This window comes from Catenulispora subtropica, from assembly GCF_039531675.1.
GTDB classification, from domain to species: Bacteria; Actinomycetota; Actinomycetes; order Streptomycetales; family Catenulisporaceae; genus Catenulispora; species Catenulispora subtropica.
On record NZ_BAAAQM010000050.1, the window covers coordinates 1 to 26,782 of the forward strand.

The 26,782-nt window shown below is 71.9% G+C and carries 28 protein-coding genes; 15 read left to right on the plus strand and 13 right to left on the minus strand.

Going from position 1 to position 26,782, the window contains the following annotated elements:
• The first annotated feature begins 217 nt into the window (after positions 1 to 217).
• Positions 218 to 1,015, plus strand: a complete 798-nt coding sequence (locus ABD466_RS33030; protein ID WP_344661155.1) for a DNA alkylation repair protein — start codon at positions 218 to 220, stop codon at positions 1,013 to 1,015.
• A 124-nt stretch (positions 1,016 to 1,139) separates the two neighbouring features.
• Complete coding sequence (locus ABD466_RS33035) at positions 1,140 to 2,213, plus strand: winged helix DNA-binding domain-containing protein (RefSeq protein ID WP_344661156.1); 1,074 nt, start codon at positions 1,140 to 1,142, stop codon at positions 2,211 to 2,213.
• A gap of 5 nt (positions 2,214 to 2,218) precedes the next feature.
• On the opposite strand, the gene ABD466_RS33040 is transcribed toward ABD466_RS33035, so the two are convergent.
• Positions 2,219 to 2,917 carry a phosphodiester glycosidase family protein gene (locus ABD466_RS33040; RefSeq protein ID WP_344661157.1) on the minus strand — a complete coding sequence of 233 codons (699 nt, stop codon included), beginning with the start codon at positions 2,915 to 2,917 and terminating at the stop codon, positions 2,219 to 2,221.
• On the opposite strand from ABD466_RS33040, the gene ABD466_RS33045 reads away from it, so the two are divergent.
• The 3 genes from ABD466_RS33045 (at position 2,907) to ABD466_RS33055 (ending at position 4,752) form a co-directional block, all read left to right on the plus strand.
• Positions 2,907 to 3,236 (plus strand): hypothetical protein, encoded by a 330-nt coding sequence (locus ABD466_RS33045; RefSeq protein ID WP_344661158.1) that lies wholly within the window; start codon positions 2,907 to 2,909, stop codon positions 3,234 to 3,236. The two genes, ABD466_RS33040 and ABD466_RS33045, sit on opposite strands and share 11 nt — an antisense overlap.
• Before the next feature lie 77 nt (positions 3,237 to 3,313).
• Positions 3,314 to 3,928: a DUF4365 domain-containing protein gene (locus ABD466_RS33050; protein ID WP_344661159.1), complete on the plus strand. Its 615-nt coding sequence runs from the start codon at positions 3,314 to 3,316 to the stop codon at positions 3,926 to 3,928.
• Positions 3,925 to 4,752, plus strand: coding sequence for a hypothetical protein (locus ABD466_RS33055; RefSeq protein WP_344661160.1), 828 nt, complete (start codon positions 3,925 to 3,927; stop codon positions 4,750 to 4,752). Before ABD466_RS33050 ends, ABD466_RS33055 begins: the two co-directional genes overlap by 4 nt.
• Before the next feature lie 332 nt (positions 4,753 to 5,084).
• Here ABD466_RS33055 and ABD466_RS33060 read toward each other — a convergent pair whose 3' ends face one another.
• Positions 5,085 to 6,437, minus strand: a complete 1,353-nt coding sequence (locus ABD466_RS33060) for an MFS transporter (protein ID WP_344661161.1) — start codon at positions 6,435 to 6,437, stop codon at positions 5,085 to 5,087.
• A 114-nt stretch (positions 6,438 to 6,551) separates the two neighbouring features.
• Here ABD466_RS33060 and ABD466_RS33065 point away from each other — a divergent pair, with 114 nt between their 5' ends.
• From ABD466_RS33065 to ABD466_RS33075, 3 genes are all read left to right on the plus strand, one after another.
• Positions 6,552 to 7,103 carry a MarR family winged helix-turn-helix transcriptional regulator gene (locus tag ABD466_RS33065; protein ID WP_344661162.1) on the plus strand — a complete coding sequence of 184 codons (552 nt, stop codon included), beginning with the start codon at positions 6,552 to 6,554 and terminating at the stop codon, positions 7,101 to 7,103.
• 224 nt (positions 7,104 to 7,327) lie between these two features.
• Positions 7,328 to 8,440 carry a glycerol dehydrogenase gene (locus ABD466_RS33070; protein WP_344661163.1) on the plus strand — a complete coding sequence of 371 codons (1,113 nt, stop codon included), beginning with the start codon at positions 7,328 to 7,330 and terminating at the stop codon, positions 8,438 to 8,440.
• Between the two features lie 85 nt (positions 8,441 to 8,525).
• Positions 8,526 to 9,170, plus strand: a complete 645-nt coding sequence (locus tag ABD466_RS33075) for a type III secretion system chaperone family protein (protein ID WP_344661164.1) — start codon at positions 8,526 to 8,528, stop codon at positions 9,168 to 9,170.
• An 82-nt stretch (positions 9,171 to 9,252) separates the two neighbouring features.
• Here ABD466_RS33075 and ABD466_RS33080 read toward each other — a convergent pair whose 3' ends face one another.
• Positions 9,253 to 9,420: a hypothetical protein gene (locus ABD466_RS33080; protein ID WP_344661165.1), complete on the minus strand. Its 168-nt coding sequence runs from the start codon at positions 9,418 to 9,420 to the stop codon at positions 9,253 to 9,255.
• A gap of 26 nt (positions 9,421 to 9,446) precedes the next feature.
• Between ABD466_RS33080 and ABD466_RS33085 the strand changes: the two genes are divergently transcribed.
• The gene (locus ABD466_RS33085; RefSeq protein ID WP_344661166.1) at positions 9,447 to 9,824 is read left to right on the plus strand and encodes a hypothetical protein; all 378 of its coding nucleotides are present in this window, start codon (positions 9,447 to 9,449) and stop codon (positions 9,822 to 9,824) included.
• 68 nt (positions 9,825 to 9,892) lie between these two features.
• Here ABD466_RS33085 and ABD466_RS33090 read toward each other — a convergent pair whose 3' ends face one another.
• From ABD466_RS33090 to ABD466_RS33120, 7 genes are all read right to left on the minus strand, one after another.
• Entirely contained in the window at positions 9,893 to 10,921 is a 1,029-nt protein-coding gene (locus ABD466_RS33090; RefSeq protein ID WP_344661167.1) for a DMT family transporter, read from the minus strand.
• 66 nt (positions 10,922 to 10,987) lie between these two features.
• Positions 10,988 to 12,769, minus strand: a complete 1,782-nt coding sequence (locus ABD466_RS33095) for an ATP-binding SpoIIE family protein phosphatase (protein WP_344661168.1) — start codon at positions 12,767 to 12,769, stop codon at positions 10,988 to 10,990.
• Between the two features lie 351 nt (positions 12,770 to 13,120).
• Positions 13,121 to 14,944, minus strand: a complete 1,824-nt coding sequence (pknB, locus tag ABD466_RS33100; RefSeq protein ID WP_344661169.1) for a Stk1 family PASTA domain-containing Ser/Thr kinase — start codon at positions 14,942 to 14,944, stop codon at positions 13,121 to 13,123.
• Between the two features lie 10 nt (positions 14,945 to 14,954).
• Positions 14,955 to 15,803: a thiazole synthase gene (locus tag ABD466_RS33105; RefSeq protein WP_344661170.1), complete on the minus strand. Its 849-nt coding sequence runs from the start codon at positions 15,801 to 15,803 to the stop codon at positions 14,955 to 14,957.
• Between the two features lie 4 nt (positions 15,804 to 15,807).
• Positions 15,808 to 16,023, minus strand: a complete 216-nt coding sequence (gene thiS, locus ABD466_RS33110; protein ID WP_344661228.1) for a sulfur carrier protein ThiS — start codon at positions 16,021 to 16,023, stop codon at positions 15,808 to 15,810.
• A gap of 5 nt (positions 16,024 to 16,028) precedes the next feature.
• On the minus strand, positions 16,029 to 17,177 hold the full coding sequence (gene thiO, locus ABD466_RS33115) for a glycine oxidase ThiO (protein ID WP_344661171.1): 1,149 nt from the start codon (positions 17,175 to 17,177) through the stop codon (positions 16,029 to 16,031).
• Between the two features lie 26 nt (positions 17,178 to 17,203).
• Positions 17,204 to 18,433 (minus strand): low temperature requirement protein A, encoded by a 1,230-nt coding sequence (locus tag ABD466_RS33120; RefSeq protein WP_344661172.1) that lies wholly within the window; start codon positions 18,431 to 18,433, stop codon positions 17,204 to 17,206.
• A 48-nt stretch (positions 18,434 to 18,481) separates the two neighbouring features.
• Here ABD466_RS33120 and ABD466_RS33125 point away from each other — a divergent pair, with 48 nt between their 5' ends.
• From ABD466_RS33125 to ABD466_RS33145, 5 genes are all read left to right on the plus strand, one after another.
• Positions 18,482 to 19,654, plus strand: a complete 1,173-nt coding sequence (locus ABD466_RS33125; protein WP_344661173.1) for an NAD(P)/FAD-dependent oxidoreductase — start codon at positions 18,482 to 18,484, stop codon at positions 19,652 to 19,654.
• Positions 19,655 to 19,806: 152 nt separating this feature from the next.
• Positions 19,807 to 20,139, plus strand: a complete 333-nt coding sequence (locus ABD466_RS33130; RefSeq protein ID WP_344661229.1) for an Rv2175c family DNA-binding protein — start codon at positions 19,807 to 19,809, stop codon at positions 20,137 to 20,139.
• On the plus strand, positions 20,136 to 20,825 hold the full coding sequence (gene thiE, locus ABD466_RS33135) for a thiamine phosphate synthase (protein WP_344661174.1): 690 nt from the start codon (positions 20,136 to 20,138) through the stop codon (positions 20,823 to 20,825). The genes ABD466_RS33130 and thiE overlap by 4 nt, the downstream gene beginning before the upstream one ends.
• A gap of 45 nt (positions 20,826 to 20,870) precedes the next feature.
• Positions 20,871 to 21,380: a guanyl-specific ribonuclease gene (locus ABD466_RS33140; RefSeq protein WP_344661175.1), complete on the plus strand. Its 510-nt coding sequence runs from the start codon at positions 20,871 to 20,873 to the stop codon at positions 21,378 to 21,380.
• On the plus strand, positions 21,377 to 21,802 hold the full coding sequence (locus ABD466_RS33145) for a barstar family protein (RefSeq protein WP_344661176.1): 426 nt from the start codon (positions 21,377 to 21,379) through the stop codon (positions 21,800 to 21,802). Before ABD466_RS33140 ends, ABD466_RS33145 begins: the two co-directional genes overlap by 4 nt.
• On the opposite strand, the gene ABD466_RS33150 is transcribed toward ABD466_RS33145, so the two are convergent.
• The 3 genes from ABD466_RS33150 to ABD466_RS33160 are packed head-to-tail and all read right to left on the minus strand — an operon-like array spanning position 21,774 to position 24,368.
• Positions 21,774 to 23,168, minus strand: a complete 1,395-nt coding sequence (locus ABD466_RS33150; protein ID WP_344661177.1) for a sensor histidine kinase — start codon at positions 23,166 to 23,168, stop codon at positions 21,774 to 21,776. The two genes, ABD466_RS33145 and ABD466_RS33150, sit on opposite strands and share 29 nt — an antisense overlap.
• On the minus strand, positions 23,165 to 23,851 hold the full coding sequence (locus ABD466_RS33155; protein ID WP_344661178.1) for a response regulator transcription factor: 687 nt from the start codon (positions 23,849 to 23,851) through the stop codon (positions 23,165 to 23,167). Before ABD466_RS33155 ends, ABD466_RS33150 begins: the two co-directional genes overlap by 4 nt.
• Positions 23,852 to 23,894: 43 nt before the next feature.
• Positions 23,895 to 24,368, minus strand: coding sequence for a hypothetical protein (locus ABD466_RS33160; RefSeq protein ID WP_344661179.1), 474 nt, complete (start codon positions 24,366 to 24,368; stop codon positions 23,895 to 23,897).
• Positions 24,369 to 24,584: 216 nt separating this feature from the next.
• On the opposite strand from ABD466_RS33160, the gene ABD466_RS33165 reads away from it, so the two are divergent.
• Entirely contained in the window at positions 24,585 to 26,528 is a 1,944-nt protein-coding gene (locus tag ABD466_RS33165; protein WP_344661180.1) for a fibronectin type III domain-containing protein, read from the plus strand.
• The last annotated feature ends 254 nt before the right edge of the window (positions 26,529 to 26,782 follow it).

The following is a 26,782-nucleotide window of genomic DNA, read 5'->3' on the forward strand; positions in this document are numbered from 1 at the left end:
CGCCAGCAGCGAGGCCGCCAGCATCGCGGCCGCCGAGGCCGTCCCCGCCCGCGTCCCGGCACCGAGCCCGGTCATCCGCGCCGTCGCCGGCAGCGCCCCGGCGCGCGCCCTGATCCGCATGGTCGTCCCTCCTGACGGTGAACACTGATCAGCCATCCTGCCCGAACGGCGCAGCGGGTGCCGCCGAAACCGTCCCGCAGATCGTTAGGCTCACCGCGTGACAGATGCGACGACCACCCCGATCCCCGCCCTCGTGTCCGGCTTCGACAAGGACCTGGACGGTCTCGGCACCGCGGCCCGCGCGACCCACGACCAGCAGTACCACAAGAGCGAGTTCGCGCACATGGGAGTGCCGGTGCCGGAGCTGCGCAAGCTGGTGAAAGGTCTCTACAAGGAACTCGGCGGGCGCCGCGCCGGCCACGACGACGTGACCGGGCTGGCCGCCGCGCTGTGGGACAGCGACGTCTACGAGCGCCGCCTGGCCGCGGTGTTCGTGCTGGCCCAGGGCGTGCGGCTGCTGGACGGGGCGGACCTGCAGGACGTGACTCTGATGCTCCGCGACGCGCCGATGTGGTCGCTGGTCGACCCGCTGGCCGGCGACGTCGCCGGCAAGGTGGTGCTGCGCGACCGCGAGGGCACCGGCCGCACGCTCGACCTGTGGGCCGACGACGGCGACTTCTGGCTGCGGCGCGCGGCGCTGCTGGCGCTGATTCCGGGCATCCGCGAGGGCAAGCCGGACCTGGTCCGCTTCACTCGCTACGCCGACCCGATGGTCGAGGAGCGCGAGTTCTTCATCCGCAAGGCGATCGGGTGGGTGCTGCGGGAGATCGCGTACAAGGACCCGACCTGGGTCGCGGCGTGGGTGACGGCGCGGCTGGACCGGCTGTCGGGCGTGACGTTCCGCGAGGCGGTGCGCCGGCTGCCGGAGGACATGGCGGCGCGGCTGACGGCGGAGTACAAGGCGGCGGGGTCGGGACGCGGTGCCGGGAAGGCGGTGGCGCGGTCGGCGGCGTGAGGCGGCCCTCCGTCAGCCGCCCTTACGTTCGACGGGCAGGAGGGTGGCGCCGGTCGCGACGGGTATGCGCTCGTGATCGGCACCATGGCAGTGGCCGGTCGGTGGCGCACCGTAGATTCGTGCCATGCGGACGTTGACGGCGGAGCAGGTGCGATGGCTGCGGGTGCGGGCGCAGGGACTCGCCGGGGGTCCGCACCCGGCCCGGACCGTGGCTGAGGCCGTCCGGTCCGCCGCCGCGCTCCAGGCTCAGGCCGCCGGCCCCGCGCGTGTTCAGGTGTGGTCGCGGTCCGACGGGGTGTCGCCGTCGGATGTCGACGCGGCCCTCGCCGGCGCGGCGATCGTTCGCACCTGGCTGATGCGCGGCACGATCCACGCGGTCGCGGCGGAGGACCTGCGGCCGATGCTCGCGGTGCTGGGGCCCGTGAACCTGCGCAACGGGCAGCGGCGGCGCGACCAACTGGGGCTCACGGCCGCGTTGTGCGATCGCGCGGTGACGGCGCTGCCGGCGATCCTCGGTGGCGGCAGAGCCCTGACGCGCGCCGAGATCGTGGCCGCGTGGGCCGAGCACGACGTGGTCGTCGACCCGAGGACCCAGCAGCCGCCCCACCTGCTCGGCTTCGCCGCCAACAGCGCCCTGATCTGCCGGGGGCCGGACGCGGCGCGTGATGAGCCTACTTATGTCCTCCTCGACGAATGGCTGCCGGAGAGCGGCTCGGCTCCGGACCGCGACGAAGCCCTCCGCCTGCTCGCGCGGCGCTACTTCGGGTCCTACGCCCCGGCCTCCGTCGCCGACTTCACCACGTGGTCCGGCCTTCCGGCGGGCGATGCCAAGGCGGCGGTCGAGCTGATCCGTGAGGACCTTGAAGACGTCGACTACGACGGCGCGCGCCTCCTTCTCCCGCGCGGTGCCGAGCCGGCGCTTCCCGAGCGCCCTTGCCGTCTCCTCGGCCGTTTCGACCCCTACCTGCTCGGCCACCGCTCCCGCGACCTGATCCTCGATCCGGCTTTCGCCAAGCGTGTCAACGCCGGCGGGGGGATGATCGCGCAGACCATGATGGCCGAGGGCCGAATCGTCGGCGTCTGGAGCGGCGGTGTGCTCGAGCCTTTCGCCGATCTTTCGGACACGGCTTCGGCGGCATTCCACGAAGAGGTGGAGATGTACCTCAAGTGGAGTACAAATAGTAACAAGAGGGCATAGTGTGATCAGCGCTCATAGACCACGACGAAGTCCCGCTCGTTCCCGGACGTGAAACGGGTCGCGGGGCCGAGCCAGGGGGCGGGCTGCGACCACCGCCCCTCCGCATACGTCCCGAAGATCGGCCGCGAGAAGTTGATGTCCAGCTCCATCGCCCGCACCGCGCCGGCCTTCTGCAGATACTGCGCGAGCTGGAGCGGCGAGGCGCCGCGTACCGCCGCGTAGACGATCTTCCCGTCGGCGCGCACCCCGACGCCGGACCGGTTCCCGTGCACGTTGGAGGAGTCGTTGGTGAAGCCCCACGTGCTCTCGTCCGCGGCGGTGCCCCGGTCGAGGTTCCCGGCCAGCTTGCCGCCGTCGATCATCAGGCCCAGGTTCTGTCGTACTCCCGCCACGTCCGGACCCGGCTCGCCGCCCGGCCACGCCACGACGTCCATGGAGCCGTTCTTGTAGAAGACCTCGGAGGCGGTCCCCTTCTTCAGCGGTCCGAAGGCGGTCCGCCCGCCGAGGTAGAAGCCACCCCAGGAAGCGTTGTTCGCCATGAGGAAGCCGCCGTTCCAGCCGGCGACGAGGTGGTCGGTCGCGGCGAGGTTCGCGTCCAGCCACCCGGTGCCGCCGGGGACCTGGGAGCCCGCGTGCAGGACGAACCGCACCGTGGCGGGGTCGAAGCGGGCGGCGAACGCCGCGGCGTCCCCGGTGACCTCCACGCCGGTTTTGGAGACCTTCCAGTCCAGCGGTTCCGGGGCCGCGGCCGCCGGCGGTGCGCTGTTCGAGGTCGACGACGTGGACGAGGCGGTGGTCCGCGGGGCCGAGGGGGAGTTCGTGGTCTTCGAACCCGCCGCGGAGGACGTCGCAACGGGCTTCTGTGCGGTGGGCGGCTTGTCCGCGCTCGATGACGAACACCCCGACAGTACGGTGGCCGTGGCGACCGCGGCGACGAGAAAAACACCTGTCATGACCGTACTGTTCGCGCCGCTGCCCATGGCGCATCACTCTAGATGTTCACCGAGAGTCAACGGTAAGTGACCTTTCGGCGACGGATGGTCGGGGATACTCTGATATCAGGACCCGACCCCCGAACAAGAGCGCGCAAAAGGGAAACGATGACGGGGACGATCGACCAAGGGTTCCACACCGACGCGACCACCATCGATGCGGCGCAGACCTTCGAAGCGGCGCAGACCGGGGGTGCCGGACGCCCCCTGGCCCTCGGCGACTCCGGACACCAGGGCGACTTCGGTGAGACCTTCATCCGAGCCCTGGCCGCCGCGGCCAATCTCGACGCCCTGCGCTCCGACCGCGACCGGGTCGGGGTGGACTGGACGCTACGCTATCCCGCCTCGCAGGGCCGCCGTGGCTTCCCGCTGATAGACGTCCAGGTCAAGTCCTGGTCCGATCCGCGCGGCAACGACGTGGCCTGGCGTTATCCGCTGGAGGTGAAGAACTACAACTGGCTGGCCGGCCGCGACTACTTGGTGCCCCGGTTCCTCTTCCTGGTGGTGGTGCCGCGCTCGGCCGCGCAGTGGACGGACATCGACGTTGACCGTCTCCTGCTCCGCCATGCCGCCTACTGGGCGTGTTTCCACGACGCGCTCCCACTCCCGGGACGAAATCGGTCATCTACATATACAGTGCGCGTCCCTCGTGCCAATCTGCTAGATATCAGGGCCCTCCACGGGCTGTTCGGCGACGAGTTCCGGGAGATGCTCGCGCGATGACCGCCCCCTCGAAAACAGCGCAGACTTCCGCTTCCGGCCGGGCCGCCAGGCTCCGGCCGGATGACGTACTCCGCTACCTTGCCGCTACGGGCTGGCGCCGCGGCCGCGACTACGGACGCGGCCAGATCTGGGAGCTGGACCCGCCCACCGGCACCGCGAACCCGCACCCGTACGAGGTGCTGGTGCCGCTGGACCAGCGCCTGCGCGACTATCCGCTGCGCATGACCGACCTGCTGGAGACGGTGGCGAACGCCGAGCAGCGGGACGCGGACTCCGTCCTCGGAGATCTGGACCTGCGCTGGGCGGACATCCTTTACCTGCGCCTGCACGAGTTCTCGCTGGCGGACCTGGCCCCGGCGCTCACCGGGCTCCGGGACCTGGCGCTGGCGGCGGCCCGGGCGGTCGACAACCGTCACGCGTGGGACTTCGTGCGGGGCGCCGACGTGGGCGCGTCCCGGACCGGGGTGCCGGTGCTGACAGTGCGGACCGCCCTGACACCGGACCTGGGGGAGCCGGTGGAGCGCAAGGTGACGCGCACCATGTACGAGGGTGTGCTGGGCGCTTTCCGGGCCGCTATAGGGGACAACGAGTCCCAGGCGTACTTCCCCATCGTGAACGGCTACCGCGCGACTCGCCCGACGCTCGCCAGGGAGGTCTGCGCCGCTCTCGCGAGGATCGGCGGACGTTCCAGATCCGGGTACGAGCTGCGCTTCACCTGGTCCCCGGACGTGCCCTTCAAGGGAGACCAGGCGGTGTTCGAGTTCACTCCGCACGTGCTCGGGGAGGTAGCGCGAGCGGCCAGGGAGCTACGCGACCTAAGGTGATCGGTATGTCCTCCATCCGCGGCGCCTACGAAGAGTTCGGGGCGGAGGAGTACTACAAACGGTTCGGGGCCGAGTACCGCAACCCACATGAGAACGCGGTACGTGCGGTGATCCGGGCGAGCGTGGAGCGCAACGCTTTAGAGCTGCGCCATGTGTTGGACCTCGCCTGTGGCAGCGGCGAGGCGACGCGCGTCCTCCTGGAGCTGGGCGCCAAGGAAGTCGACGGTGTCGATCCCTATACGGCGGCCGCGTATAACGCAGCCACGGGGCGGCGCGCGGAGGAGTTCAGTTTCGAGGACGTGGCAGCCGGCGCTCTGGCCGGGCGGAACTACTCACTGACTGTGTGCAGCTTCGCGCTGCACCTCGCGGACGCCTCCCGGCTGCCGTTGCTCGCGTGGCAGCTGGCCCAGGTCAGCGACGCTCTGCTGATCGTCACCCCGCACAAGCGGCCCGACCTCCGGCCCGAGTGGGGGTGGCGGCTGGTGGACGAGTTCGTCCTGGACCGGGTGCGTGCGCGGACGTACCGCGGCGGCGACGGTGAGGACGCAGATGGCCAGTAGGCCGGCGAAGGCGTAGCGCGCGCCGAGGCGGTCGTCGTGGGCGGCGACGGCGATGGCGGACGTCACCAGATAGACGCCGCCGGACGTGCCGAGGCTGCGCGCCGTGTTGAGCAGGCCGCTGACGACTCCCGACGCCTTCTGCGGGACCGACGCCATGACCTGCGCGTTGTTCGCCGGGGCGTAGGCGCCCAGGCCGAGGCCGAGCAGGCCGAGCAGCGGGACCAGCACCAGGGGTTCGAACGGCAGGGCCAGCAGGGCCGCCAGGGCGGCCGTGGCCAGACCCAGACCAGCGGCCGCGCGGCACTTCAGGAAGGACGCGCCGAGGGCGAAGCCGACGGGCAGCGTGGTGAGCACCAGGCCGGAAGCCAGGGCGCTGCTGCCGCGGGCGGCCATGATGACCGGGACCAGCACCAGCGGGCCGAACAGGACGAGGTAGCCGCCGGCCGCGCCGAGCAGGCCCCAGCGCACCTCGTGCTGTTTCAGCGGGGCCAGGTCGGGGCGGAAGCCCGGGTTGCGCTCGCGGGTGCGGGGCAGCAGGAACACGCCGCCGGCCAGCGCCACCAGGCCGACCGGGACGTTCACGCCGAACACCCAGCGCCAGCCCAGGGTGTCCACCAGCAGGCCGCCGACCGCGGGGCCCAGCCCCAGGCCGAGCGCCTGGGCGGCGGCCTGCACGCCGAGGGCGGAGCGGAGCTTGGCGCGCGGGGCGGAGTTCGAGATCAGCGCGATGCTGTTGGCTTGGAGCATCGCGGCGCCCAGGGCCTGGACCACGCGGAACGCGATCAGCGTTTTGAGGCTGGGTGCCAGGGCGCAGGCCGCGGAGGCGGCGGTGAAGACGCCGAAGCCGTAGACGTAGAAGAGCTTGCGGCCCAGCGCGTCGGACAGGCGGCCGACCGGGACCAGCAGCAGGGTCAGCGTCAGCAGGTAGGAGAGCGAGACCCAGGAGACGGCCGCCAGCGAGGCGCGGAACTCCGTGCGCAGGGCCGGGTAGGCGAGCGTGGTGATGGACGCGTCGAGCTGTCCCATGAAGGCGCCGAAGCAGACCGTCACCACGGCCAGGCGCCAGGCCGAGGGCAGGTTGCGGACGCGTTCCGGGCGGGGGCGCTCGCGCAGGAGGGCGGTCACGGATCCAGCGTACGCCGAAAGTTTCGGACACCGAAATATTCGGGTCGCCGACATGCCGTCTCAACCTCGCGGTGGTTTGGGCGCAACGTGGCCCGCGCGCCCTAAAGTCTGGGCATGGCCACGCCCGCCCCGCACACCCCGCCGCCCGCGCCGGACGTCCCGGAGCTCTCGGACGCCACCGCGCAGCAGCTCACCGACGTCGTGACCCGTCTGCGCCGCGCCCTGCGCACCTCGATCCGCACGGAGTACCCGTGGGAGGCGCTGCCGATGGCGCAGATCGAGCTGATGCAGGCGCTGAGCGACCAGTCCCCGGCGCGCGTCGGCGACCTGGCGACCCGGCAGCGCCTGTCCGCGAGCACCGTCAGCGGCCTGATCGGACAGCTGATGACCGCCGGCCTCGTGGTGCGCGGAACGCACGCCGACGACCGCCGCGTCGCGGTGGTGGAGCTGACCGAGGCGGGCCGGCGGCAGCTGGCCGACTGGCAGGCGGCACACCAGCGGCGGATAGGAGCCGCGCTGGACCGGCTGTCGGGGGAGGAGCAGGAGGCGGTGGCGGCGGCACTGCCGGCCTTGGCGAAGCTGGTGGAGCACTTGTTCGCGGGGTCGGGGACGGGCGCGGAGGAAGGCGACGCCGGGGCTGGTTCCGACGGCAAGGCCGGGGCTTAGTCCGGGACGTGTGAGCCGAGGGCGGTTCCGGAACCGAGGTGGAGTTCGAGTTCGAGTTCGAGTTCGGCCCGGCGTAGCGCGAGCTGAAGTCGAGCCCGGGTCGAACCGTAGCTTGAGCAGCTGAGCAGCTGAGCAGCTGAGCAGCTGAGCGGCGGGGCTGGCGTAAGCCGGCGGATCGCGGGTAGGGCAGATTACCGACCCCCCCGATCGCTACGGAGGCCGCCATGCTCAGCGTCTTCTCCTCCCCGGGCCATTACGTGCAGGGCCGTGATGCCACTGCTGCCCTGGGGCCGGAGATGCTGCGGCTCGGGCTCACCGGGCCGGTGCTGATCGTTGCGGCTCCCAGCGCCGAGCGGCTTCTCGGCGATGCCTGGCGGAGCACGTTCAAGGACACCGGGGCCGACTACGGGATCCATCGCTTCGGGGGCGAGTGCAGCCGGGCGGAGATCGCGCGTATCAGAGAGGCCGCCCAGGGCGCCGGGGCGGCTGTCGTGGTCGGCGCGGGTGGCGGGAAGGCGCTGGACGCGGCGCGGGCGGCCGCCGATGAGCTGGGCCTGTCCTTCGTCAGCTGCCCGACCGCTGCGTCCAACGACGCGCCGTGCAGTGCGTTGTCGGTGATCTACAGCGAGGCCGGCGAGTTCGAGGCTTATCAGCTCGTCGCGAGGAATCCCGCGCTGGTTCTGGTGGACAGCAGCGCGGTGGTGCGGGCGCCGGCGCGGTTGTTCTCGGCCGGGATGGGCGACGCGCTGGCCACCTGGTACGAGGCCCGCACCTGCGTGGCGGGGCACGTGAAGAACATGCGCGGCGGGGCCTCGACGCGGTCGGCGGCGGCGCTGGCCGAGCTGTGCCACCGCACGCTGCTCGCCGACGGCCCGGCCGCGCTGTCGGCGGTGCGGCACCAGCTTCTGACGCCGGCGGTGGAGCGGCTGATCGAGGCCAACACGCTGCTGTCCGGGCTCGGGTTCGAGTCGTCGGGGCTGGCCGCGGCGCACGCCGTCCACAACGGGCTGACCGCGGCTCCGCAGACGCACGGGTTCCTCCACGGGGAGAAGGTCGCCTTCGGCGTCCTCACCCAATTGGTCCTGGAGGGCGCGCCGAGTGAGGAGATCGCCCAGGTGCTGGAGTTCTGCACCGCCGTGGGCCTGCCGGTGACGCTCGGGGGCCTGGGCCTGGCGGGCATCGACCGGGCGCTGGTGCGCACGATCGCCGAACGGACGGTGGCGCCCGGGGAGACCGTCCACAACGAGCCGTTCGTCGTCGACGCCCCGATGGTCGCCGACGCGCTCCTGGCGGCGGACAGCCTGGGGCGCGAGTTCTGTCCCGCGGGCGGAGGATGAAAGGATGGAAGAACCAATGACGTGACCGCCGACCACCCGACACCATCGACGTAGCCACCACTCGACCTGCCGCTGAGGACATCGCATGACCATCGACCCCGGAGCCATCCCGAACTTCGGACCCCAGGAGCCCCAGGGCCCGCAGGGTCCGCCGCCGATCATCAAGCCGGACGACAACCTGGTCGGCGACCTGTTCGAGCAGCTGGGGATCAAGTACACGACCGACCCGGAGGGCGACATCGTCGCCTCCTGGCCGGGCTTCCGGGTCTACGCGATGTTCCGCGGCGAGCACAAGGAGCTCTTCGCGGTGCGGGCGTTCTACGAGCGCGCGTACCCGCTGGAGGAGAAGCAGGAGCTGCTCGACGTCATCGACGAGTGGAACCGCGACACGCTCTGGCCCAAGGTCTACACCCACACGAACGAGGACGGCGTCCTGCGCCTGATCGGCGAGACGCAGATGGTCGTGCCGCAGGGCGTGAACATCGACTACTTCGTCGGGACCACGGTGAACTGGGTCCAGGCGTCGGTGGGCTTCCACGGCTGGCTGGCCGAGCGGCTGGGGCTGGAGGCCGAGGTCGACTCGGTGGGGCAGGACGGCGAGGAGTCCGACGAGCCGACCAACGACCTCAGCGCCGATGAGGGAGTCGTCGAGTCAAAGGGCGATAGGCGCGATAAGCGCGACAAGGGCGACAAGGGCGACAAGGACGAGGCAGACGACAAGGACGAGTAGCGCCGGAGCGGGTCGGTCGGCTGCGGTCTGAATGATCGGGTGGTCGCTTCTCCAGACCGTGGCCGGCCTTCGGTGACTCCGCTCAGCGACAGACGCTGCCGCGGAGGCTCCGGTAGGTGGTCTGCTTGTTCGCGGAAGCGGTGACGCCCCAGTAGGGCGTGGTGCAGAACCGGCCGGTCGGCGAAAGGTCACGAGCCGCGTCCGACGGGACGTCGACCGGGCGGGGGATGGGGACGTTTCGCGATGCCACTGCTCCACGTCCTTGGCTAATCGCTCTTGGGCGCGACCACGCCATCCGGCTTCGAGCGTGCGCTCGGCGGCCCGGGTGATGCGCTCGTACAGGAGCGCGGCCGTCGGGCACGGCTGCGCGGAGCCCGGTTCCGCGAACGCGAAGACGGTCCGGAACAGCCCGGTGACCAGGTGCGGGAGCTCGGCGGTGGTCTGTGCTCCCAGACAGCGGCCGAGCAGGTCCAGGATCTCCGGAACGGCGGCGTTCTCCGGGCTGCCCGGACCGGTGCCGGGCTCCACCCGGCCGTTCCTCGAAACGGTCACGGCGTCGACGCCGAAGGCGCGCCGCGTCCCGTCCGGCGCCGCGGCCGCCGCGAGCAGATCCAGCGCCAGCGCCAGCGTCGTCTGCATCCCGAAGCCGTGTGAGTGGCGCGCCAACACCCATGTCAGCGGACAATTCGACGGGCTGTGCTCCACCGGATCCCTCCCGTGTGTCAGACTTCGGCGAGCTTCCCATCGGCTGTGACCTGGTGTTGTTCCCCTAAGTGGACAAGTCCGGTACAAGTCCGCTCGGTGTCGGTGTCGGTGTCGGTGTCGGTGTCGGTGTCGGTGTCGGCGTCGGCGTCGACGGCAACGGCGGTGTCGGCGGCGCCCCGGGGTGCGAGCTCCACCAGATACATGGCGCCCAACACCAGGGCGGCGCCGACCCACCCCCGCGCGGCGAGCGTCTCGCCGGAGAGCACACCGGTGAGGCCCGCGAAGACCGGCTCCATCGTCAGCACCACGGCCGCCCGGGTGGCGGACATGCGTGCCTGGGACCAGGTCTGCAGGAGGAAGCCGGCGGCGGTCCCGAGGAGAGCCGTCACCACGACCGCGGTCCAGGTGGAAGCGGCGGCTGGGAGTGTCAAAGCAGACCCGTCGCCGGTAGCGAGCGCCAGCACGAGCGAGAACGCCGCGACCGTCCCGATCTGCACGACGGCCAGGGCGTAGGCGTCGTTGCGGTGGGACCATTCGCCGAGGCCGACGATGTGCAGTGCGAAGAAGAACGCCCCCGCCACCGTCAGCAGCTCACCCCGGCCGATGGACAGGCCGTGCAGCGAGATCAGCCCGAGCCCGACGGTCGCGACGACCACCGCCACCCACACCGCCGGCGGCACCCGCCGCCGCAGGAGCACCGCCGCAGTGAGCGGCGTGAACACGACGAAGAGCCCGGTGATGAATCCGGACACCGACGCCGAGGCGGCCTGGAGTCCGAAGGTCTGCGCCGCGTACCCGGCGGCGAGGACCAGGCCGAGGACGAGCCCGTGCCGCCACCCGTCGCGCCCCAGCGACGCCAACGCCCGCGGCCGCACGGCGAGCATGACGACGAAGGCGAGGGCGAAGCGCAGGGTGAGGAAGTCCAGGACCGGTATCGAGGTGATCGCGTCTTTGACGACGACGAAGGTCGAGCCCCATATAGCGGTGGTGAGGACAAGGCCGGCGGTGGCGAGAAGGGTTGTGCGACGGGTCGCCTCGGTGATCACGCGCCGAGTCTCTCATAAATTTGCTGAATGACGAATGAGTATTCGTCTGGCGGAGAGGCGACAACCTCAGGCCGCCGCCGCCACCAACCCCTCCAGCGCGAACCACACGACCTTCCCCGTCGAAGTCCGCCGCGACCCCCACTCGGCCGACAGCTCGCTCACCAGGAACAACCCCCGCCCGTTCTCCTCCAGCTCGTCCGGCAGCATCGCCGGCCGCGGCTCCGCACCGACCTGGTCCGCGACTTCACACGTGAGCCGGTCGTCATAGGAGAGGCGGATCTCGATCGGGCCCGGCCCCCCGGCGTGCTTGACCGCGTTCGTCGCCAGTTCGCTGACGAGCAGCTCCGCCGTCTCGACCGTGTCCTCCGGCAGACCCCAGGATCCGGCCTGCTGCCGGACGAAGTGTCGCGCCTCCCGCACCGCGTAGGACTCGGCCGGCAGTTCCCACGACGCCGAACGGGACGGTGCCCGCCCGATGCGCGCGACCAGCAAGGCCAGATCGTCGCGGTCGCCCTCCATCACCAAGGTGCGGGTCAGGGTGTCGCAGATCTCTTCCAGCCCCGCCTCGGGGTCGCCCAGGTTCTCCAACAAGAGATGCAGTCCGTCTCCGATGTCGCGGTTCTTGGATTCGACCAGGCCGTCGGTGCACAGGACCAGCAGACTGCCCTCGGGCAGGTCCAGCGTCCAGGATTCGAAGGGGCCGGACACGAAGCCCAGGCCCAGCGGACGGTTCGGGGGGACGTCCTCCACCCGCGGCTTCACCGACGGGTCCGGATGCACGATCACCGGCGGCACGTGGCCGGCGCGCACGATCTCGCAGGTGCGGGCCTCGGGGTCGTGGACCGCGATGATGCAGGTGGCGAAGATGTAGCTGTCCGCCATGTCGGGGACCAGGGCGTCCAGGTGGCCCATCAACTCGGTGACGGGGAGGTCCAGGCGGGCCAGGGTGCGGACGGCCGTGCGGAGCTGGCCCATGACGGTGGCGGCCTGCATGCCGTGCCCCATCACGTCGCCGACGACCAGGGCCACCCGGCCGCCGGACAGAGGGATGACGTCGAACCAGTCGCCGCCCACTTCCGCCACGTCGCTGCCGGGGACGTAGCGATGGGCCACTTCCATGCCCGGCGGCGGCTGGACGCGTTTGGGGAGCAGGGAGCTCTGCAGCGTCAGGGCCTGGGACTTCTCCAGGTTGTACAGCCGCGCGTTGTCGATGCACAGGGCGGTGCGGCGGGCCAGGTTGTCCGCCAGCTCCACGTCGCGTCCGCAGAACTCGGCGCGCGCCGCCGGGTCGCGGTTGAAGGCCAGCAGGCCCAGGACGCGTCCCCTGGCCATCAGAGGGCTGAGGAGCAGGGAGCGGCCGGCCATGGCGCGGAGGAAGTCCGGGCGGCCGAAGTCCTCGGCCGTTCGGCGGGCCAGTTCGTCCGGCACGATCGGGAAGAACAGCGAGCGCCGTTCCGCCATGCACCGGGCGAAGGGCGAGGCCGGCGGGCAGACCGCCGTCTCCCCGATGGGCAGGGTGGAGAGCCAGAACTCGACCGGGAGCGGGTCCTTGTCCGACACACCCAGGGCCAGCCGGCGGACTCTCGCTCCGCCGTCCTTGAACGGCGCCGGGATCTCGTGGTGGGTCACCACCCGCTCCTGCAGCAGGACCCAGGTCGTGTCGGCGAAGTCCGGGATGGCGATGCCGACGAGCTCCTCGGCGGTGCGGACCAGGTCCAGGGTCGTGCCGATTTCCTCGCTCGCCCTGTTCAGCAGAGCCAGCCGCAGACGCACGGAGTCGGCGGTGTCGTGCCAGTCGTGCGGCGGAGCGGCGTGCCGGGGTGTGCGCTTCTCACCCCCCGTCCCCACGGCGGCCCCGTCCGGGGCGCCGGGTGTTCCGGAAAAGGAAGTGGCAGCCTGCCCCGCCACTGTTCGTTCCACCGCTGTTCCCGCCCTCTCGCCTGACCGTCGCCGTCTTACGAGCGCTTCCCGTGTGGTCCCCTTCACCGTACGGTCCCCATCAGCGCGCGCACGACGCACGTCTCCTTGTCCCCATACCCGTCTGTCGGGTGTGCTGACCGTCGGGAAGCATCCTGACAGGTAGTCACCGACTGGACACTCCGAGTATGAGTGCGCCGGGCGACGGTACGGGCGGAATCGGTGAAGACTTCCTCCCCCCGGACGCGGCAGAGGGCGCACGGGACATCCGTCTGCCTCTGTTCAGGACAGTGGACTCTCGAAAAGCTGCACGGGATCCTTGTGCCGCGCATGGGCGCCTGCCTCAGGCTGCTGCGAATGGACGGTGTTGCCGAAGAACCACTTGTTGACTTTTACGTTGGTGAAGCCTTCGCCCGCCAGCTTCGCGATGGCTTGGTCCTCCGGAAGTCCGGTCACGTCGGGTAACGCGAACGTCTGCGCACCCTTCGACAGCGTCAGGGTCACCAGGGCTCCCGGCTGCGCGTTCTCCGGGGCCAGCGACACCACCGAACCGGAGTCGACCGTGTCCGAGAACACCTGGTCCGGGGCGATCGCGACCTGGAAGCCGGCCGCGCGCAGAGCGGTGGTGGCGGCGTCCGGGCTCTTGCCGGCCTCGTCCGGCACCGGGATCGGCTTCGGGCCCCGGGACACCGTGACGCGGACCGAGCCGCCCTTCTTCACCTTCTGCGACGGGTCCGGGGAGGTGCCGATCACCATCCCGGCCGGCACGCTGTCGTCGTAGGCGGTGTCGACGTCCGGGTGCAGACCGTCCCGGTTCAGCTCGGCCAGGGCCGCCTCCTGCGTCTGGCGGATCACCGACGGCATCGAGCGGAACTGGCCGCTGGTCACCCACCACGCCACGACGCCCAGCACCACGGCCAGCACCACGATCACCGCCAGCGCGTAGTGGCCGCGGCGCGGGCGCCACCTCTGGTCGGCGGGCATGAGTTCGCGGCGCTGGTTCGGGTTGGTGCGCGGCTTGTAGACCTTCTTGACCGGGGCCTCGCTGCGCATCGCCGAGCGCTGGATCCGGGTCGGGTTCGTCGGCAGCGGCGGGGGCGGCGGGACGGCGCGCGTGGCCTCCGGGGCCGGCATCACCCGGGTCGCCGAGGTGGTGCGCTGTTCGGCCATCGCGGCGAACTCGGCGGTGGCGGTCTGGTCCGGGTCGTTCTCCTCCGGCAGGGCGCCGAAGTCCAGGGCGGCGTCCGGCAGGTTGCCCATGGTCCGCATGATCTCGGCGTGGAAGACGTTGGCATCGGCCGGCCGCTCGTCCGGGTTCTTGGCGGTGGAGCGGGACACCAGGGCGTCGAGCGCCGGGTCGAGGCCGGGCACGCTCGCCGACGGTGTCGGCACCGTGTCGTGCACGTGGCGGTACGCGACCTGGATCGGGGAGTCGGCGACGAACGGCTTGTCGCCGGTGAGCAGCTCGTAGAGCACGATCCCGGCCGAGTACACGTCCGAGCGGGCGTCGCAGACCCCGGACTTGACCTGTTCCGGGGCCAGGTACGAGGCGGTGCCGACGATCATCCCGGCCAGCGACACGGTGGCCCCGGCGGCCGCCGAGCGGGCCAGGCCGAAGTCGGCGACCTTGACCGCGTGCGCGTAGCTGCCGGCGCCGGCGATCAGCACGTTCTCCGGCTTCACGTCCCGGTGCACCATCCCGGCGCGGTGCGCGGCCCCGAGGGCGGACAGCACCGGCGCGAGGATCTCCAGCGCCTCGCGGGGCGTGAAACGGCCCCGGTCCGCGAGCAGTTCCCGCAGGGTCTGGCCGTCGACGTACTCCATGACCAGATACACGTGCCCGCCGTCGGCGGACTGGTCGAAGACCGCGACGATGTTCGGGTGCGTGAGCTTCGCGGCGGTCTTGGCCTCCCGGATGAAGCGCGAGACGAACTCGTCGTGCCGCGCCAACTCGGGATGCATGACCTTCAGCGCGACCGTGCGGTCCAGCCGCCGGTCGGTGGCCAGGTAGACCGTTGCCATGCCCCCGCGAGCGATCAGGGAGTCGACCCGGTAGCGCGCGTCGAGCACCTGCCCGACGAGCGATTCGTCCAAAGTCTTGTCCACGGCGCCGAGTCTATTCAGACAGGTCGAACGCGGGCAGCTCGTGTTCGACGACGTTGGGTACGGCGTCGCCGAGGCGGGCGAGTCCTGTCATGGTCGAAGAGGCCTGAGCGTGGTAGCGCTTGGGGACCCGGCCGGCGATCCGGGCCAGCCGGCCGGCCTCGACCGCGTGCCGCATCGCCGCGGCCATCGCGACCGGCTGCCGGGCCCGGGTGATCGCGGTCGCCAGGAGCACGGCCGAGCAGCCGAGCTCCATGGCCAGGGTGGCGTCGGAGGCGGTGCCGATGCCGGCGTCCAGGATCACCGGCACCGAGACCGCGTCCACCATCAGCTCGATGTTGTGCGGGTTGCGCACGCCCAGCGCGGAGCCGATCGGCGCGCCCAGCGGCATCACCGCCGCGCAGCCGGCCTGCTCCAGCTTCTTGGCCAGGACCGGGTCGTCGTTGGTGTAGGGCAGGACGGTGAAGCCGTCGTCGACCAGCGTCTCGGCGGCCGCGACCAGCTCGATCGGGTCCGGCAGCAGGGTGTGCTCGTCGGCGATCACCTCCAGCTTCACCCAGTCCGTGCCCAGCGCCTCGCGGGCCAGTTTGGCGGTCAGCACCGCCTCGCCGGCGGTGAAGCAGCCGGCCGTGTTCGGCAGGACCTTGATGCCGTTGCCGGTCAGCACGTCCAGGATCGAGCCGCTGGTGGCCGCCGAGATGCGGCGCAGCGCCACGGTGGTCAGCTCGGTGCCGGAGGCGAGCAGCGCCTGCTCCAGGACGTCCAGCGACGGCGCGCCGCCGGTGCCCATGATCAGGCGCGAGGAGAACGTCAGGCCACCGAGCTCGAAGCTGTCGGTGGCGGTGTCAGTGCCGGTGTTCATGGGCTCACCCTCCCTGTACGGCGGTCAGGATCTCGACCCGGTCCCCGGGCGCGAGCTTCGTGGCGTCCCAGGAGGCGCGCGGCACCACCGCCTCGTTGACGGCGACGGCGATGCCGCCGCTGCGGCCCTCGCGCGCCGCCTCGATCCGGGAGGCGACCAGGTCCGCCACCGTCGAGCCCTCCTCGGCCTGGGAGGACTCGCCGTTCACATAGAGATGCATGGTGCTCATTTCCGAAAGCGCAGCGGACTGAACGGTGCGACGACGTCGGGGATCTCCCCGGTGGCGAGGATCTCGGCGACGGCGTCCGCGGTGGCCGGCGTGAGCAGCACGCCGTGCCGGTAGTGGCCGGTGGCGGCCAGCAGGCCGGGCAGCGCGGTGGGCCCGATCACGGGGGCGTTGTCCGGCGAGCCGGGGCGCAGCGCGGCACGGGTCTCGACCAGCGGCAGCTCGGTGATGCCGGGGATCAGGGCGCGGGCGTCGCGCAGCAGCTCGTACACGCCGCCGGCGGTGACCGCGGTGTCGTAGTCCTGCTCCTCGGTCGTGGCGCCGAGGACGAGTTCGCCGTGCGCGCGCGGCACGAGGTAGGCGTGGTTGCTGCGGACGACGCCGCGCACGGTGTGCGTCAGGAACGGCCGGTAGACCTCCGGCACCGCCAGCCTCAGGATCTGCCCCTTCACCGGGCGCACCGGCGGCACGGCCTCCTGGGGGACGCCGCGGATCCGGCCGGACCAGCATCCGGCGGCCAGCACGGTCTGCCCGGCCGCGATCGCGGTGCCGTCGTCGAGGACGGCGCCCGCCGCCCGGTCGCCGGCGACGGTCAGTTCCGCCACCCGCGCCCGGACGATCCGCACCTTCGGCTCGCGCTCCAGCGCCGCGAACAGCGCCGCCAGCAGCATCCGGTTGTCGACCTGGTGGTCGCCCTCGACCAGCAGCCCGCCGCGCACGCCCGGCGCCAGCATCGGCTCGAGCCTGCGGGCCTCGCTCCCGCTGAGCCACTCCGCCTTCAAGTCCAGCGAGCGCTGGAACGTGTGCAGATCGGCGAGCACCGCGCGGTCGTCGGCGTCGAAGGCCACGGCCAGCGTCCCGGACGCGCGGTAGCCGGGGTCGGCGCCGCCGGAGGCTTCGCGCAGTTCTGCGACGAACTCCGGATACCGCCGCGCCGAGGCCAGGTTCAGGCCGAGCAGCGTCTCCTCGCCGTAGTGCAGTTCGGTGACCGGGGTCAGCATGCCCGCCGCGGCGTAGGAGGCGTGGGTGCCCGGCGCCGGATCGCACAGTGTCACGGACAGCCCGCGCACAGCCGCCCGCCAGGCGGTCGCCAGCCCGATCAGTCCGCCGCCGATGATCAGGACGTCGGGACTCGCGGGCTCGGGCATGGTCATCAGTGTAGTTGCGCCCCCTGTCAGCGACCGGCGGCGCCCTGCCCGACGTTGATCAGCATCAGCGGGCGCCCGGAGGTCACCCAGTACAGCTCGAACGCGTTCAGCGCGATGACCAGCGCCGCCAGCATCACGAGCGGGGCGAGCGCGGGCAGGCCGGGTGAGAGAACGGTGATGACGATCGCCAGCAGCGACGCGATCACGCGCGTGTACGAGGCGCCGCCGAACATGACGATGCGCGTGTAGCAGAACGTCGCCGTGTAGAGCGAGACGCCGCTGCCGAGCAACAGCGCGTGCACCCCGTGCGGGTGCTCCGCCGGCCCGGCCACCGCCTGCGCCATCCCGGCCGCGGCCAGGATGATGCCGACCACGAAGGCCAGATGTCCGTAGGAGAACGAGGAACGGACCAGGGCCGCGGGGATCTTGGCGACCCGCAGGGCGTGCTCGGCCGCGGACGCGCCGTACTGGAAGTACGTCCACCACAGGCCGCAGGACAGGATGAACGCGACGAACAACGCCGTGCCCTCGGTGCCGTCCAGCGCCTTGTGCGTGCCGCCCTGGCCGATCCCCACCAGCGTCTCACCGAGCGCGATGATGACGAACAGCCCGAACCGCTCCGGCAGGTGCGAGGCGTCGAACCGCATGTAGTCCAGCCGGTGCCCGAGCACCAGCGGCATCGACAGCTCGACGGCGGCCAGCGCGAGCCACGCCCACTGCCGGGTGCCGGCCGGGAGCAGCCCGGCGAGCATCCACAGCGCACCGGTGACCAGCGCCCCGGAGATCGGGTTGATCCGCTGGCGGAACGCCTCGCGGATCCGTCCCACGACGGCCAGCAGGATCCGGGCGCCGAAGTAGGCGCCGCCGAACAGCACGCCGCGGTCGCCGTAGGCGTCCGGCACCGATATCGACATCACGAACGCCGCCCCGGCGATCGCGAGCAGCAGCAGGTGGCGCCGCGTCGCGGAGACCACCAGTCCGTTGAACTGGATCGTGCAGCCCACCCAGGCCCACCAGAACGGGACGAACAGCAGCAGCGAGCGCCCCAGGTCGCCCCACCCGTCCCCGACGGACACCGCGTGCGCGACCTGCGTCACCGCGAACACGAAGACCAGGTCGAAGAACAGCTCGGCCCAGGTCACCCGCTGGACGGCGTGCGGCGAGTGCGGAGCGGCGTCGACGTCGGCCTCGATGTCGGGCCGGCCGTCGTCTCGGTCGGGCTCGATCGGGGTGTCCCGGTAGTCCTGCGTCGCCACGGCGACCATGATGGCGCATACAGGTTTTCTACGGGATAGTGGCGGGTCATGAAACTAGAACGTGTTCTTGTCGTCGGCGGCGGGATGGCGGGCCTGCACACCGTGCGGCTGCTCCGCGAGAAGGGCTTCCAGGGCACGATCACGTTTCTCGGCGCCGAGGAGCACGTCCCCTACGACCGGCCGCCGCTGTCCAAGGCGGTGCTGAAGTACCGGGGCGAGGACGCCGTGGAGGACGTCGCGGAACTGGCCTTCGCCTTCGACTTCGAAGCCGCCGGGGTGACCCTGCGCTTCGGCGAGCGCGCCGTCGCGTGGTCCCCGGGCGCCGTCATCACCGCGGCCGGCGACCGGCTGCCCTACGACGCGCTGGTCGTGGCCACCGGCGGCGAGCCGGTGCGGCTCGGGTTCGGCGAGACGCTGCGCACCTTCGAGGACGCCGTGCGCCTGCGGGAGACCATCGGCGCCGGCAAGCGGCTGGCGATCGTCGGCGCCGGGTGGATCGGCGCCGAGGTCGCCACCGCGGCCCGCGCCGCCGGGTGCGAGGTGGTGGTGCACGAAGCCCGCGAGCGGCCCCTCGCGGCGGTGTTCCCGGCGGCCGTCGGCGACGCCATGGCGGTCTGGTACCGGCAGGCCGGCGCGGTCCTGCGCTGCTCGGACCCGATCAGCGCCGCCCCGCAGGACGCCGACCACGTCCTGGTCGCCGTCGGCGCGCGCCCCGACACCCGGTGGCTCGGCCCCGCCTTCCACCGCGCCTCCGACGGCTCCCTGCTGGTCTCGGAGCACCTGGAGACGAACGTGCCGGGCGTCTACGCGGTCGGCGACGTCGCCGCCTACCGCAGCCTGCGCTACGGCGGCGAGCACATCCGCGTCGAACACTGGGACAACGCGCTGCGCGGCCCGGACGCGGTGGTCGCCAACGTGATCGAAGGCGTCGGCGCCGAGGTGCACGACCCGGTGCCGTACTTCTGGAGCGAGCAGTTCGGCCGGATGGTGCAGTACGTCGGACGGCATTCGGCCACCGACCGCATGGTCCTGCGCGGCTCTCCGCACGAGCCCTCCTGGGCGGCGGTCTGGCTGGACCCGCTGCACCGGGCGACCGCGGTGCTGGCCGTCGGCCGGCCACGCGACCTGGCGCAGGGGCGGCGCCTGGTGGCCGCCGGGACCGTGCTCGACGCCGCCCGGGTGGCGGACGCCGGCGCGCCTTTGACGTCGGCAGCCATGTGAGCTGCGGCGCGAAGCGTCTCCTTGACCGGCGGAGGCGGGCGGCGGGCGGGAGATTCTTTTGGCATGCTGGAGAGGTGACTGAGAAGAACACCGCTGCTGGAACCACCTCCGTCGAGGCCCAGCGCGAAACGCTCGACCCCGAGACCGACGCGATGGTGGGGGAGTGGCTCACCCTCCCCGACGTCGCCGAGCGGTTCGGCGTGCAGGTGACCCGGGTCCGCCAGCTGCTGCGCGACAACCAGCTGATCGCGGTGCGCCGCGGCGAGAACAACGTCCTGTCCGTCCCCGCCGGGTTCATCGTCGACGACCACACGGTCAAGGGCCTGACCGGCACGCTCACCCTCCTCAAGGACGCCAAGTTCACCGACGAGGAGGCGCTGCGCTGGCTGTTCACGCCGGATGACTCGCTGCCCGGCACGCCGGTGGACGCGCTGCGCGAGAACCGCGGGACCGAGGTGCGCCGGCGCGCGCAGGCCGAACTGTGAGCGCTGCGCCCCACCGGAAGCCGCTCCCCCGGACGTCCCTGCGCGACCAGTTGGCCGACGCGCGTCTCTACCTGTGCTGTGACGCGCGTCAGCGGCAGGGCGACCTGCCGGAGTTCCTGGACGCGGTGCTGGCCGGCGGCGTGGACATCGTGCAGCTGCGGCAGAAGGGCATGGAGGCCAAGCAGGAGCTGGCGGCGCTGGAGGTGTTCGCCGACGCCTGCCGCCGCCACGGCAAGCTCCTGGCGGTGAACGACCGCGCGGACGTGGCGGCCGGCGCCGCCGCGGACGTGCTGCACCTCGGACAGGACGACCTTCCGGTGCCGCTCGCGCGTTCGATCATCGGTGAGGAGCCGGTGATCGGCCGCTCCTGCCACGCCGAGGCGGAGGTCGACGAGGCCGCCGCCGCGGCGGGCGTCGACTACTTCTGCACCGGCCCGGTCTGGCCGACGCCGACCAAGCCCGGCCGGTTCGCCCCGGGTCTGGGCCTGGTCGCCCACGCGGCCCGGGTGGCCCCGCCGTTCGCCGAGGGCGCCCGTCCCTGGTTCGCCATCGGCGGCGTCGACAAGCAGAACCTCGGCGAGGTCATGGACGCCGGAGCGCGGCGGATCGTGGTCGTGCGGGCCCTCACCGAGGCCGGCGATCCCGGCGCCGCGGCCGCCGAACTGGCCGGCCTGCTGCGCGGTTAGCGTGCCATGGGCGCTGATGTGGTCACCCTGCGTTAGGGTTCGAAGGTGACCACGTCAGCGCCGACGCGTAACGCCCGGACCCTCGTCGCGGTGCTCGCGGCGCTGGTCGCGGTCATCACGTTCGCGGGCTGCGGCAGCGCGCCGTCGAGGGCGAAGTCGTCCTCTGCGAACCAGACCTCGGCCCCGGCGGCCACGGCCACGACTGCGAACACGGCCACCGGCACCGCGGCGGTCCGTCCCGCCGATCCGTCCCTCAAGCCGCCCGGCATGCGCACGATCGCCGAGTCGGCGCTCCCCGCCGAGGCCCGCGACGTGATCCGCCGCATCGACGCCGGCGGCCCGTTCCAGTACCGCCAGGACGGCGTCGGCTTCCAGAACCGCGAAGGTCTGCTGCCCCGGCAGCCGAGCGGCTACTACCGCGAATACACGGTGGTCACCCCCGGCGCGCAGGACCGCGGCGCGCGGCGGCTGGTCCACGGTGAACAGGGCGAGCTCTACTACACCCCGGACCACTACCGGTCCTTCCTGTGGGTGGTGCGAGGTGGTGTGTCATGACAGCGCTGGCCCACGTTCTCGGCGAGGCCGGCCCCGGGGTCCACCTCTGGCACTCGGAGCGCCCGGTGACGGAGATCCGGGCCGAGGCCGCGGAGATCGCGTGGCGGTGCGTCGTCCTGGACGGCTCGCTGATCGTCGACAAGACCTCGTTCCTGAACGAGTGCGAGCGCGCCTACGGCTTCCCCGCGTACTTCGGCCACAACTGGGACGCCCTCGCCGACTGCCTCGCCGACCTGCAGTGGCTGCCGCCGCCCGAGACCGGCAGCGGCGGCGGCATCCTCACCGTGTACGAGGACAGCGACGCCTTCGCCCGCGCCGACCTCGACGCCTACGACATCGCCCTGGAGATCTGGGAGGAGGCGGCCGAGGCCTGGCGGCGGATCGGCGTGCCGTTCACGGTGCTGCTGCGGCCGGGAGCGTGATCCGCAGCAGCGCGCCGCGGGGCTGCGGCACGGCCTCGACGACGCCGTGGTGCGCCTCCACGATCTGCTTCACGATCGCCAGCCCGAGCCCGGAGCCGGGCAGCGCCCGCGCGGCCTCGGAGCGGTGGAAGCGGTCGAAGACGTAGGGCAGGTCGGCGTCCGGGATGCCGGGGCCGTCGTCGCAGACCTCGATGATCACCGCGCCGGCGGCCGGGCGCACCGCTATCAGGGCCACGGTCCCGAACTTCAGCGCGTTGTCGACCAGGTTCGCGACCGCGCGTTCCAGAGCCGCCGGGTCGCCGCGGACCGTCATCGGCGTTCCGGACGCCCACCCCGCTCCGGCCGCCCACCCCGGTCCGGGGCCGGGCGTCCGTCCCGGCTCCGGCTCCGGACCGCGTCCGAGCATCAACTGCGCTCCGCGCCGCTCGGCGAGTTCCGTGCACAGCTGGTCCAGATACACGAGCTCGTCCCGGGCCGGCGCCTCGCCGTACCGCGCCAGGTCCACCAGGCCGTTGGTCAGCACCGTCAGCTCCCGCGCCTGCCACAGCGCCTCGTCGATGAGCCGCGGCGCCTGCGGGTCGTCCGGCCGCTCGGCCAGCAGCTCCAGGTTCGTCACCATCGACGTCAGCGGCGTGCGCAGTTCGTGCGAGGCGTCCGCCACCAGCCGGCGCTGCGCCCCGACCGACCCGTCCAGCGCGCTCGTCATGGCGTTGAACGCCAGCCCCAGGCGGGCCACCTCGTCCCGGCCCCGGACCTCGATCGGCGTCGACAGGTCGCCGGTCGCGGTGACGTGCTCGACCGCCGAGGTCAGCCGCGCCACGGGGCTCAGCACCCGGGCCGCCAGGACGCGCGCGCCGAGCGCGGTCGCCAGCCCCGCCGCCGGGATCAGGGCCGCCAGCAGCCAGCCGAACTGGTGCAGCGTCCTGGTGCGGTCGGACTCGGGTTCGGCGATGCGGGACACCGCGCCCGGGTAGTCCTTCAGCGTGAGCGGGGCGACGTAGACGCGGTAGAGGGTGCCGTCGCCGACCTGGACGTCCTCGAAGTACGGGGCCGCCGTCCCGTTCCCGACGGCGACGTCGCGCGCGGTGATCGGGGCGAGCTTGTCGAACGCCCCGGCCGCCGGGACGAGCAGGATGTCGAGCAGCCGGCTGCCGGAGGGGATCGTGATGTTCTCCACCTTCGCTCCCTCCAGCTTGACCAGGGCCCCCTTGAGATCCTGGTCGGAGGTCGGGGCGCTGCTCAGCTGGGCGTCGAGGTCGGCGCGCAGCCCGTGCTCGACGGCCGGGTACTCGATCGCGCCGACCAGGGTCAGGGCCGCGACCACGGCCACCGCGCCGCTGATCGCGACCCGCGCGCGCAGGTTCACGGCTCGTCCCGCAGGACGTAGCCCAGGCCGCGCACGGTCTGCACGACCCGCGGCCGTCCGCCGGCCTCCAGTTTGGAGCGCAGGCAGCTGATGCCGACCCACAGCGCGTTGGAGTCCGGCCCGAAGTCGTAGCCCCAGACCGTCTCGAAGATCTGCGTGCGGCTCAGCACGCGGCGCGGGTTGCGCAGGAACATCTCCAGCAAGGCCAGCTCCGTCCGGGTCAGGGGCACGACCGCGCCCGCCCGGGTCGCCCGGCAGGCCGCCGTGTCGAGTGCGATGTCCGCGAAGGTGAGGGTCTCGGTGCCGCCGGCGCTCGCGCCCCCGCCGGTGCGCCGTAACAGGGCCCTGAGCCGGGCCCGCAGTTCGGCCAGCGCGAACGGCTTCACGAGGTAGTCGTCCGCGCCGGCGTCCAGGCCCGCGACCCGGTCGTCGATCAGGTCGCGGGCGGTCAGCAGCAGGATCGGCGTGCCGTCGCCGGCGGCGCGCAGCCGCCGGCAGATCTCCAGGCCGTTGGGCTCGGGCATCATGACGTCCAGCACCAGCGCGTCCGGGGCGGCGCGCGCGTGCTCGCGCAGCGCCTCGGTCCCGGACGCGGCCTGCGAGACCTGGTAGCCGTCACGCCGCAGCGCGTGTTCCAGCGCGCGGCGGACGGCCGGGTCGTCGTCGACTACCAGGATGCGCATGGCGCAGAGTGTGACGCCGCCTGCTGAGACGGTGCTGAGAGGGTCACTTGGCGGCCGCGGCCTTGTCGGCGGACCCGTCGGGGGTCTTGCCGGGAGCCTTGTCCTTCCCCTCGTCGTCGCTGAACACGCCGGCGTCGGTCAGCACGGTCTTCACCTCGGCGACCGGCCGGTGCAGCAGGTCGGCCACGTGCTGGATGAACAGGTCAGGGGCCGGATGGGCCTGGTCGCGGATCCACAGCTTGGTGGCCGCCAGCGCGTCCTGGAGCTGCTTCTCGGTGACCCCCAGCTTCCCGGCGATCGCGGCCCAGTCCGGCTCGGTCTTCTTCTGGGCCGGTCCGCCCTTGTCCTTGTCGCCGGGGGTCGAGCCCTCGCACTTCACGATGGTCTGACCCGGGGCCGGATTCGGCTTGGGCGGCGTGCCCTTGCCGATGTCGGCGGCGGCCGCGGCGCCGGCGGCCGAGGCGCCGAGGGCGACGACCAGCGCGCCGACGGGGAGGAGCCTGTTGCGCAGGTTCATGACGGAGTCCTTTCGCTCGTGCTCACCGGAGGTCCGGTGCTCGCGCCGATCACGGAACCACCCGGGCTTCTCGCCGAGCACTGGCGAACCTTTGCATTCCCTTAGGAATCGCCGGGCGTTCAGACTCTTGACACTCCCTCTGGTCTACACCATTTTGAACACAGCCCCCGTGGTTTAGACCACTGGCCGAACTCTGTCCCCCGAGAGAGGTGTGCATTGACCTGTGCAAGAACGCGCCTCCGCGCATTCGCGGCCCTGCTGGCCGCGACGCTGATCGCCGCCATGGTCTCGCTGGCGACGGGCGCCTCCCACGCCCGCGCCGACAGCAACCTGGCGGTGAACCCCGGCTTCGAGACCGGAAGCCTGAGCCCCTGGACGTGCACCGGCGGCACCGGCAGCGTGGTGTCCTCGCCGGTCCACGGCGGCAGCCACGCGCTGGCCGGCGCCGCCACCGGCTCCGACGACGCGCAGTGCACGCAGACCGTCGCGGTGCTGCCCAACTCGGCGTACACGCTGTCGGCGTACGTCGAGGGCGACTACGTCTACCTCGGCGCCACCGGGTACAGCTCGACCTGGACCCCGGGCGCGAGCTCGTGGCAGCAGCTGACCACCGGCTTCACCACCGGCGCCTCGACCACGAGCGTCGAGATCTACCTGCACGGCTGGTACGCGCAGGGCACCTACTACGCCGACGACGTCGCGCTCGTCGGGCCGGGTGGCACGGCTCAGGTGCCATCCGCCCCGACGGGTCTGGCGGTGACGGGGACGACGTCCAGTTCGGTGTCGTTGTCGTGGGCCGCGTCTTCGGGGGCGACCGGGTACAACGTGTATCGCGGTGGCTCGAAGGTCGCCAGCGTCACCGGCACTTCCTACACCGACACGGGTCTGACCGCGTCGACCAGTTACAGCTACACGGTCTCGGCGACGAACTCGGCCGGTGAGTCGGCGATGTCGACCTCTGTCACGGGCACCACCACCTCCGGTGGTCCCACGGTTCCGCCGACGCCGACGGGCCTGGCGGTGACCGGGACGACGTCCAGTTCGGTGTCGCTGTCCTGGAACGCGTCTTCGGGAGCGACCGGGTACAACGTGTATCGCGGTGGCTCGAAGGTCGCGAGCGTGACCGGCACGTCGTACACCGACACCGGTCTGACGGCCTCGACCACCTACAGCTACACGGTCTCGGCCACCGACTCGGCCGGCGAGTCCGCGAAGTCCGGTGCGGTGAGCGCCACGACGTCCGGTGGTGGCGGTGGCGGCACGCTGCCGAAGCATGTGCTGACCGGCTACTGGCAGGACTTCGTGAACAGCGCGACGCCGCTGAAGCTGGCGGCGACGCCCGCCGGCTACAACCTGGTCGCGGTGGCGTTCGCGGACGCGGACGCGTCGCACCCCGGCGGCGTGACGTTCACGCTCGACCCGCAGCTGTCCTCCACGCTCGGCGGCTACACCGACGCGCAGTTCAAGGCGGACATCAGCACCCTGCACTCGCGCGGGCAGAAGGTGATCATCTCGGTCGGCGGGCAGAACGGCGCGATCAGCGTCGCCGACTCCACGGCCGCGACCAACTTCGCGAACAGCGTCTACGGCCTGATGCAGAGCTACGGCTTCGACGGTGTGGACATCGACCTGGAGAACGGCGTCAACGCCACCTACATGGGGCAGGCGCTGCGGTCGCTGTCGGCGAAGGCGGGCTCCGGCCTGATCATCACGATGGCGCCGCAGACCATCGACATGCAGTCCACCGGCATGCAGTACTTCCAGCTGGCGCTGAACATCAAGGACATCCTGACCATCGTCAACACCCAGTATTACAACTCGGGCTCGATGAACGGATGCGACCAGGGCGTCTACGCCGAGGGCACGGAGAACTTCATGACCGCACTGGCCTGCATCCAGCTCCAGGGCGGCCTGCGCGCGGACCAGGTGGGCCTCGGCCTGCCGGCCACGGGCGGCGCGGCCGGCGGCGGCTACGTCTCCCCGTCCACGGTGAACAACGCCCTGGACTGCCTGGCGGCCAGGACCAGCTGCGGCTCGTTCGTGCCCTCGACGGCCTACCCGGCCATCCGCGGCGCGATGACCTGGTCGATCAACTGGGACGCGAGCAGCGGCTACAGCTTCGTGAACACGGTCGCCCCGCACCTCGCGGCGATGCCGTGACGCGGGGCGCCCCAGGCCGGCGGGCTGACGCGGCCGGCTAGGGCGGTGGCGCCCGGACAGGACCGGGCGCCACCCCTGGGACGGTCGGCGCTGATGTCCTGAGACAGTGCCGCCCTCGCCACACGCGCCGGCCCGCCTTCCGCGACGGCCGTCGGACTCCGGTCCGGCGGCCGTCGTCGGCGCGTTCGGCGCGTTCGGCGCGTTCGGCGCGTTCGGCGCGTTCTGGGCGGTCGCCGCGGTCGGCGCACGCCGAG

Coding starts and splice junctions, on each gene's coding strand:
- ABD466_RS33125 (WP_344661173.1), top strand. CDS start 18,482: ATGAAACTAGAACGTGTTCTTGTCGTCGGCGGCGGGATGGCGGGCCTG.
- ABD466_RS33055 (WP_344661160.1), top strand. CDS start 3,925: ATGACCGCCCCCTCGAAAACAGCGCAGACTTCCGCTTCCGGCCGGGCC.
- ABD466_RS33035 (WP_344661156.1), top strand. CDS start 1,140: ATGCGGACGTTGACGGCGGAGCAGGTGCGATGGCTGCGGGTGCGGGCG.
- ABD466_RS33065 (WP_344661162.1), top strand. CDS start 6,552: ATGGCCACGCCCGCCCCGCACACCCCGCCGCCCGCGCCGGACGTCCCG.
- ABD466_RS33145 (WP_344661176.1), top strand. CDS start 21,377: ATGACAGCGCTGGCCCACGTTCTCGGCGAGGCCGGCCCCGGGGTCCAC.
- ABD466_RS33130 (WP_344661229.1), top strand. CDS start 19,807: ATGGTGGGGGAGTGGCTCACCCTCCCCGACGTCGCCGAGCGGTTCGGC.
- thiS (WP_344661228.1), bottom strand. CDS start 16,023: ATGCATCTCTATGTGAACGGCGAGTCCTCCCAGGCCGAGGAGGGCTCG.
- ABD466_RS33050 (WP_344661159.1), top strand. CDS start 3,314: ATGACGGGGACGATCGACCAAGGGTTCCACACCGACGCGACCACCATC.
- thiO (WP_344661171.1), bottom strand. CDS start 17,177: ATGCCCGAGCCCGCGAGTCCCGACGTCCTGATCATCGGCGGCGGACTG.
- ABD466_RS33105 (WP_344661170.1), bottom strand. CDS start 15,803: ATGAACACCGGCACTGACACCGCCACCGACAGCTTCGAGCTCGGTGGC.
- ABD466_RS33070 (WP_344661163.1), top strand. CDS start 7,328: ATGCTCAGCGTCTTCTCCTCCCCGGGCCATTACGTGCAGGGCCGTGAT.
- ABD466_RS33155 (WP_344661178.1), bottom strand. CDS start 23,851: ATGCGCATCCTGGTAGTCGACGACGACCCGGCCGTCCGCCGCGCGCTG.
- ABD466_RS33160 (WP_344661179.1), bottom strand. CDS start 24,368: ATGAACCTGCGCAACAGGCTCCTCCCCGTCGGCGCGCTGGTCGTCGCC.
- ABD466_RS33075 (WP_344661164.1), top strand. CDS start 8,526: ATGACCATCGACCCCGGAGCCATCCCGAACTTCGGACCCCAGGAGCCC.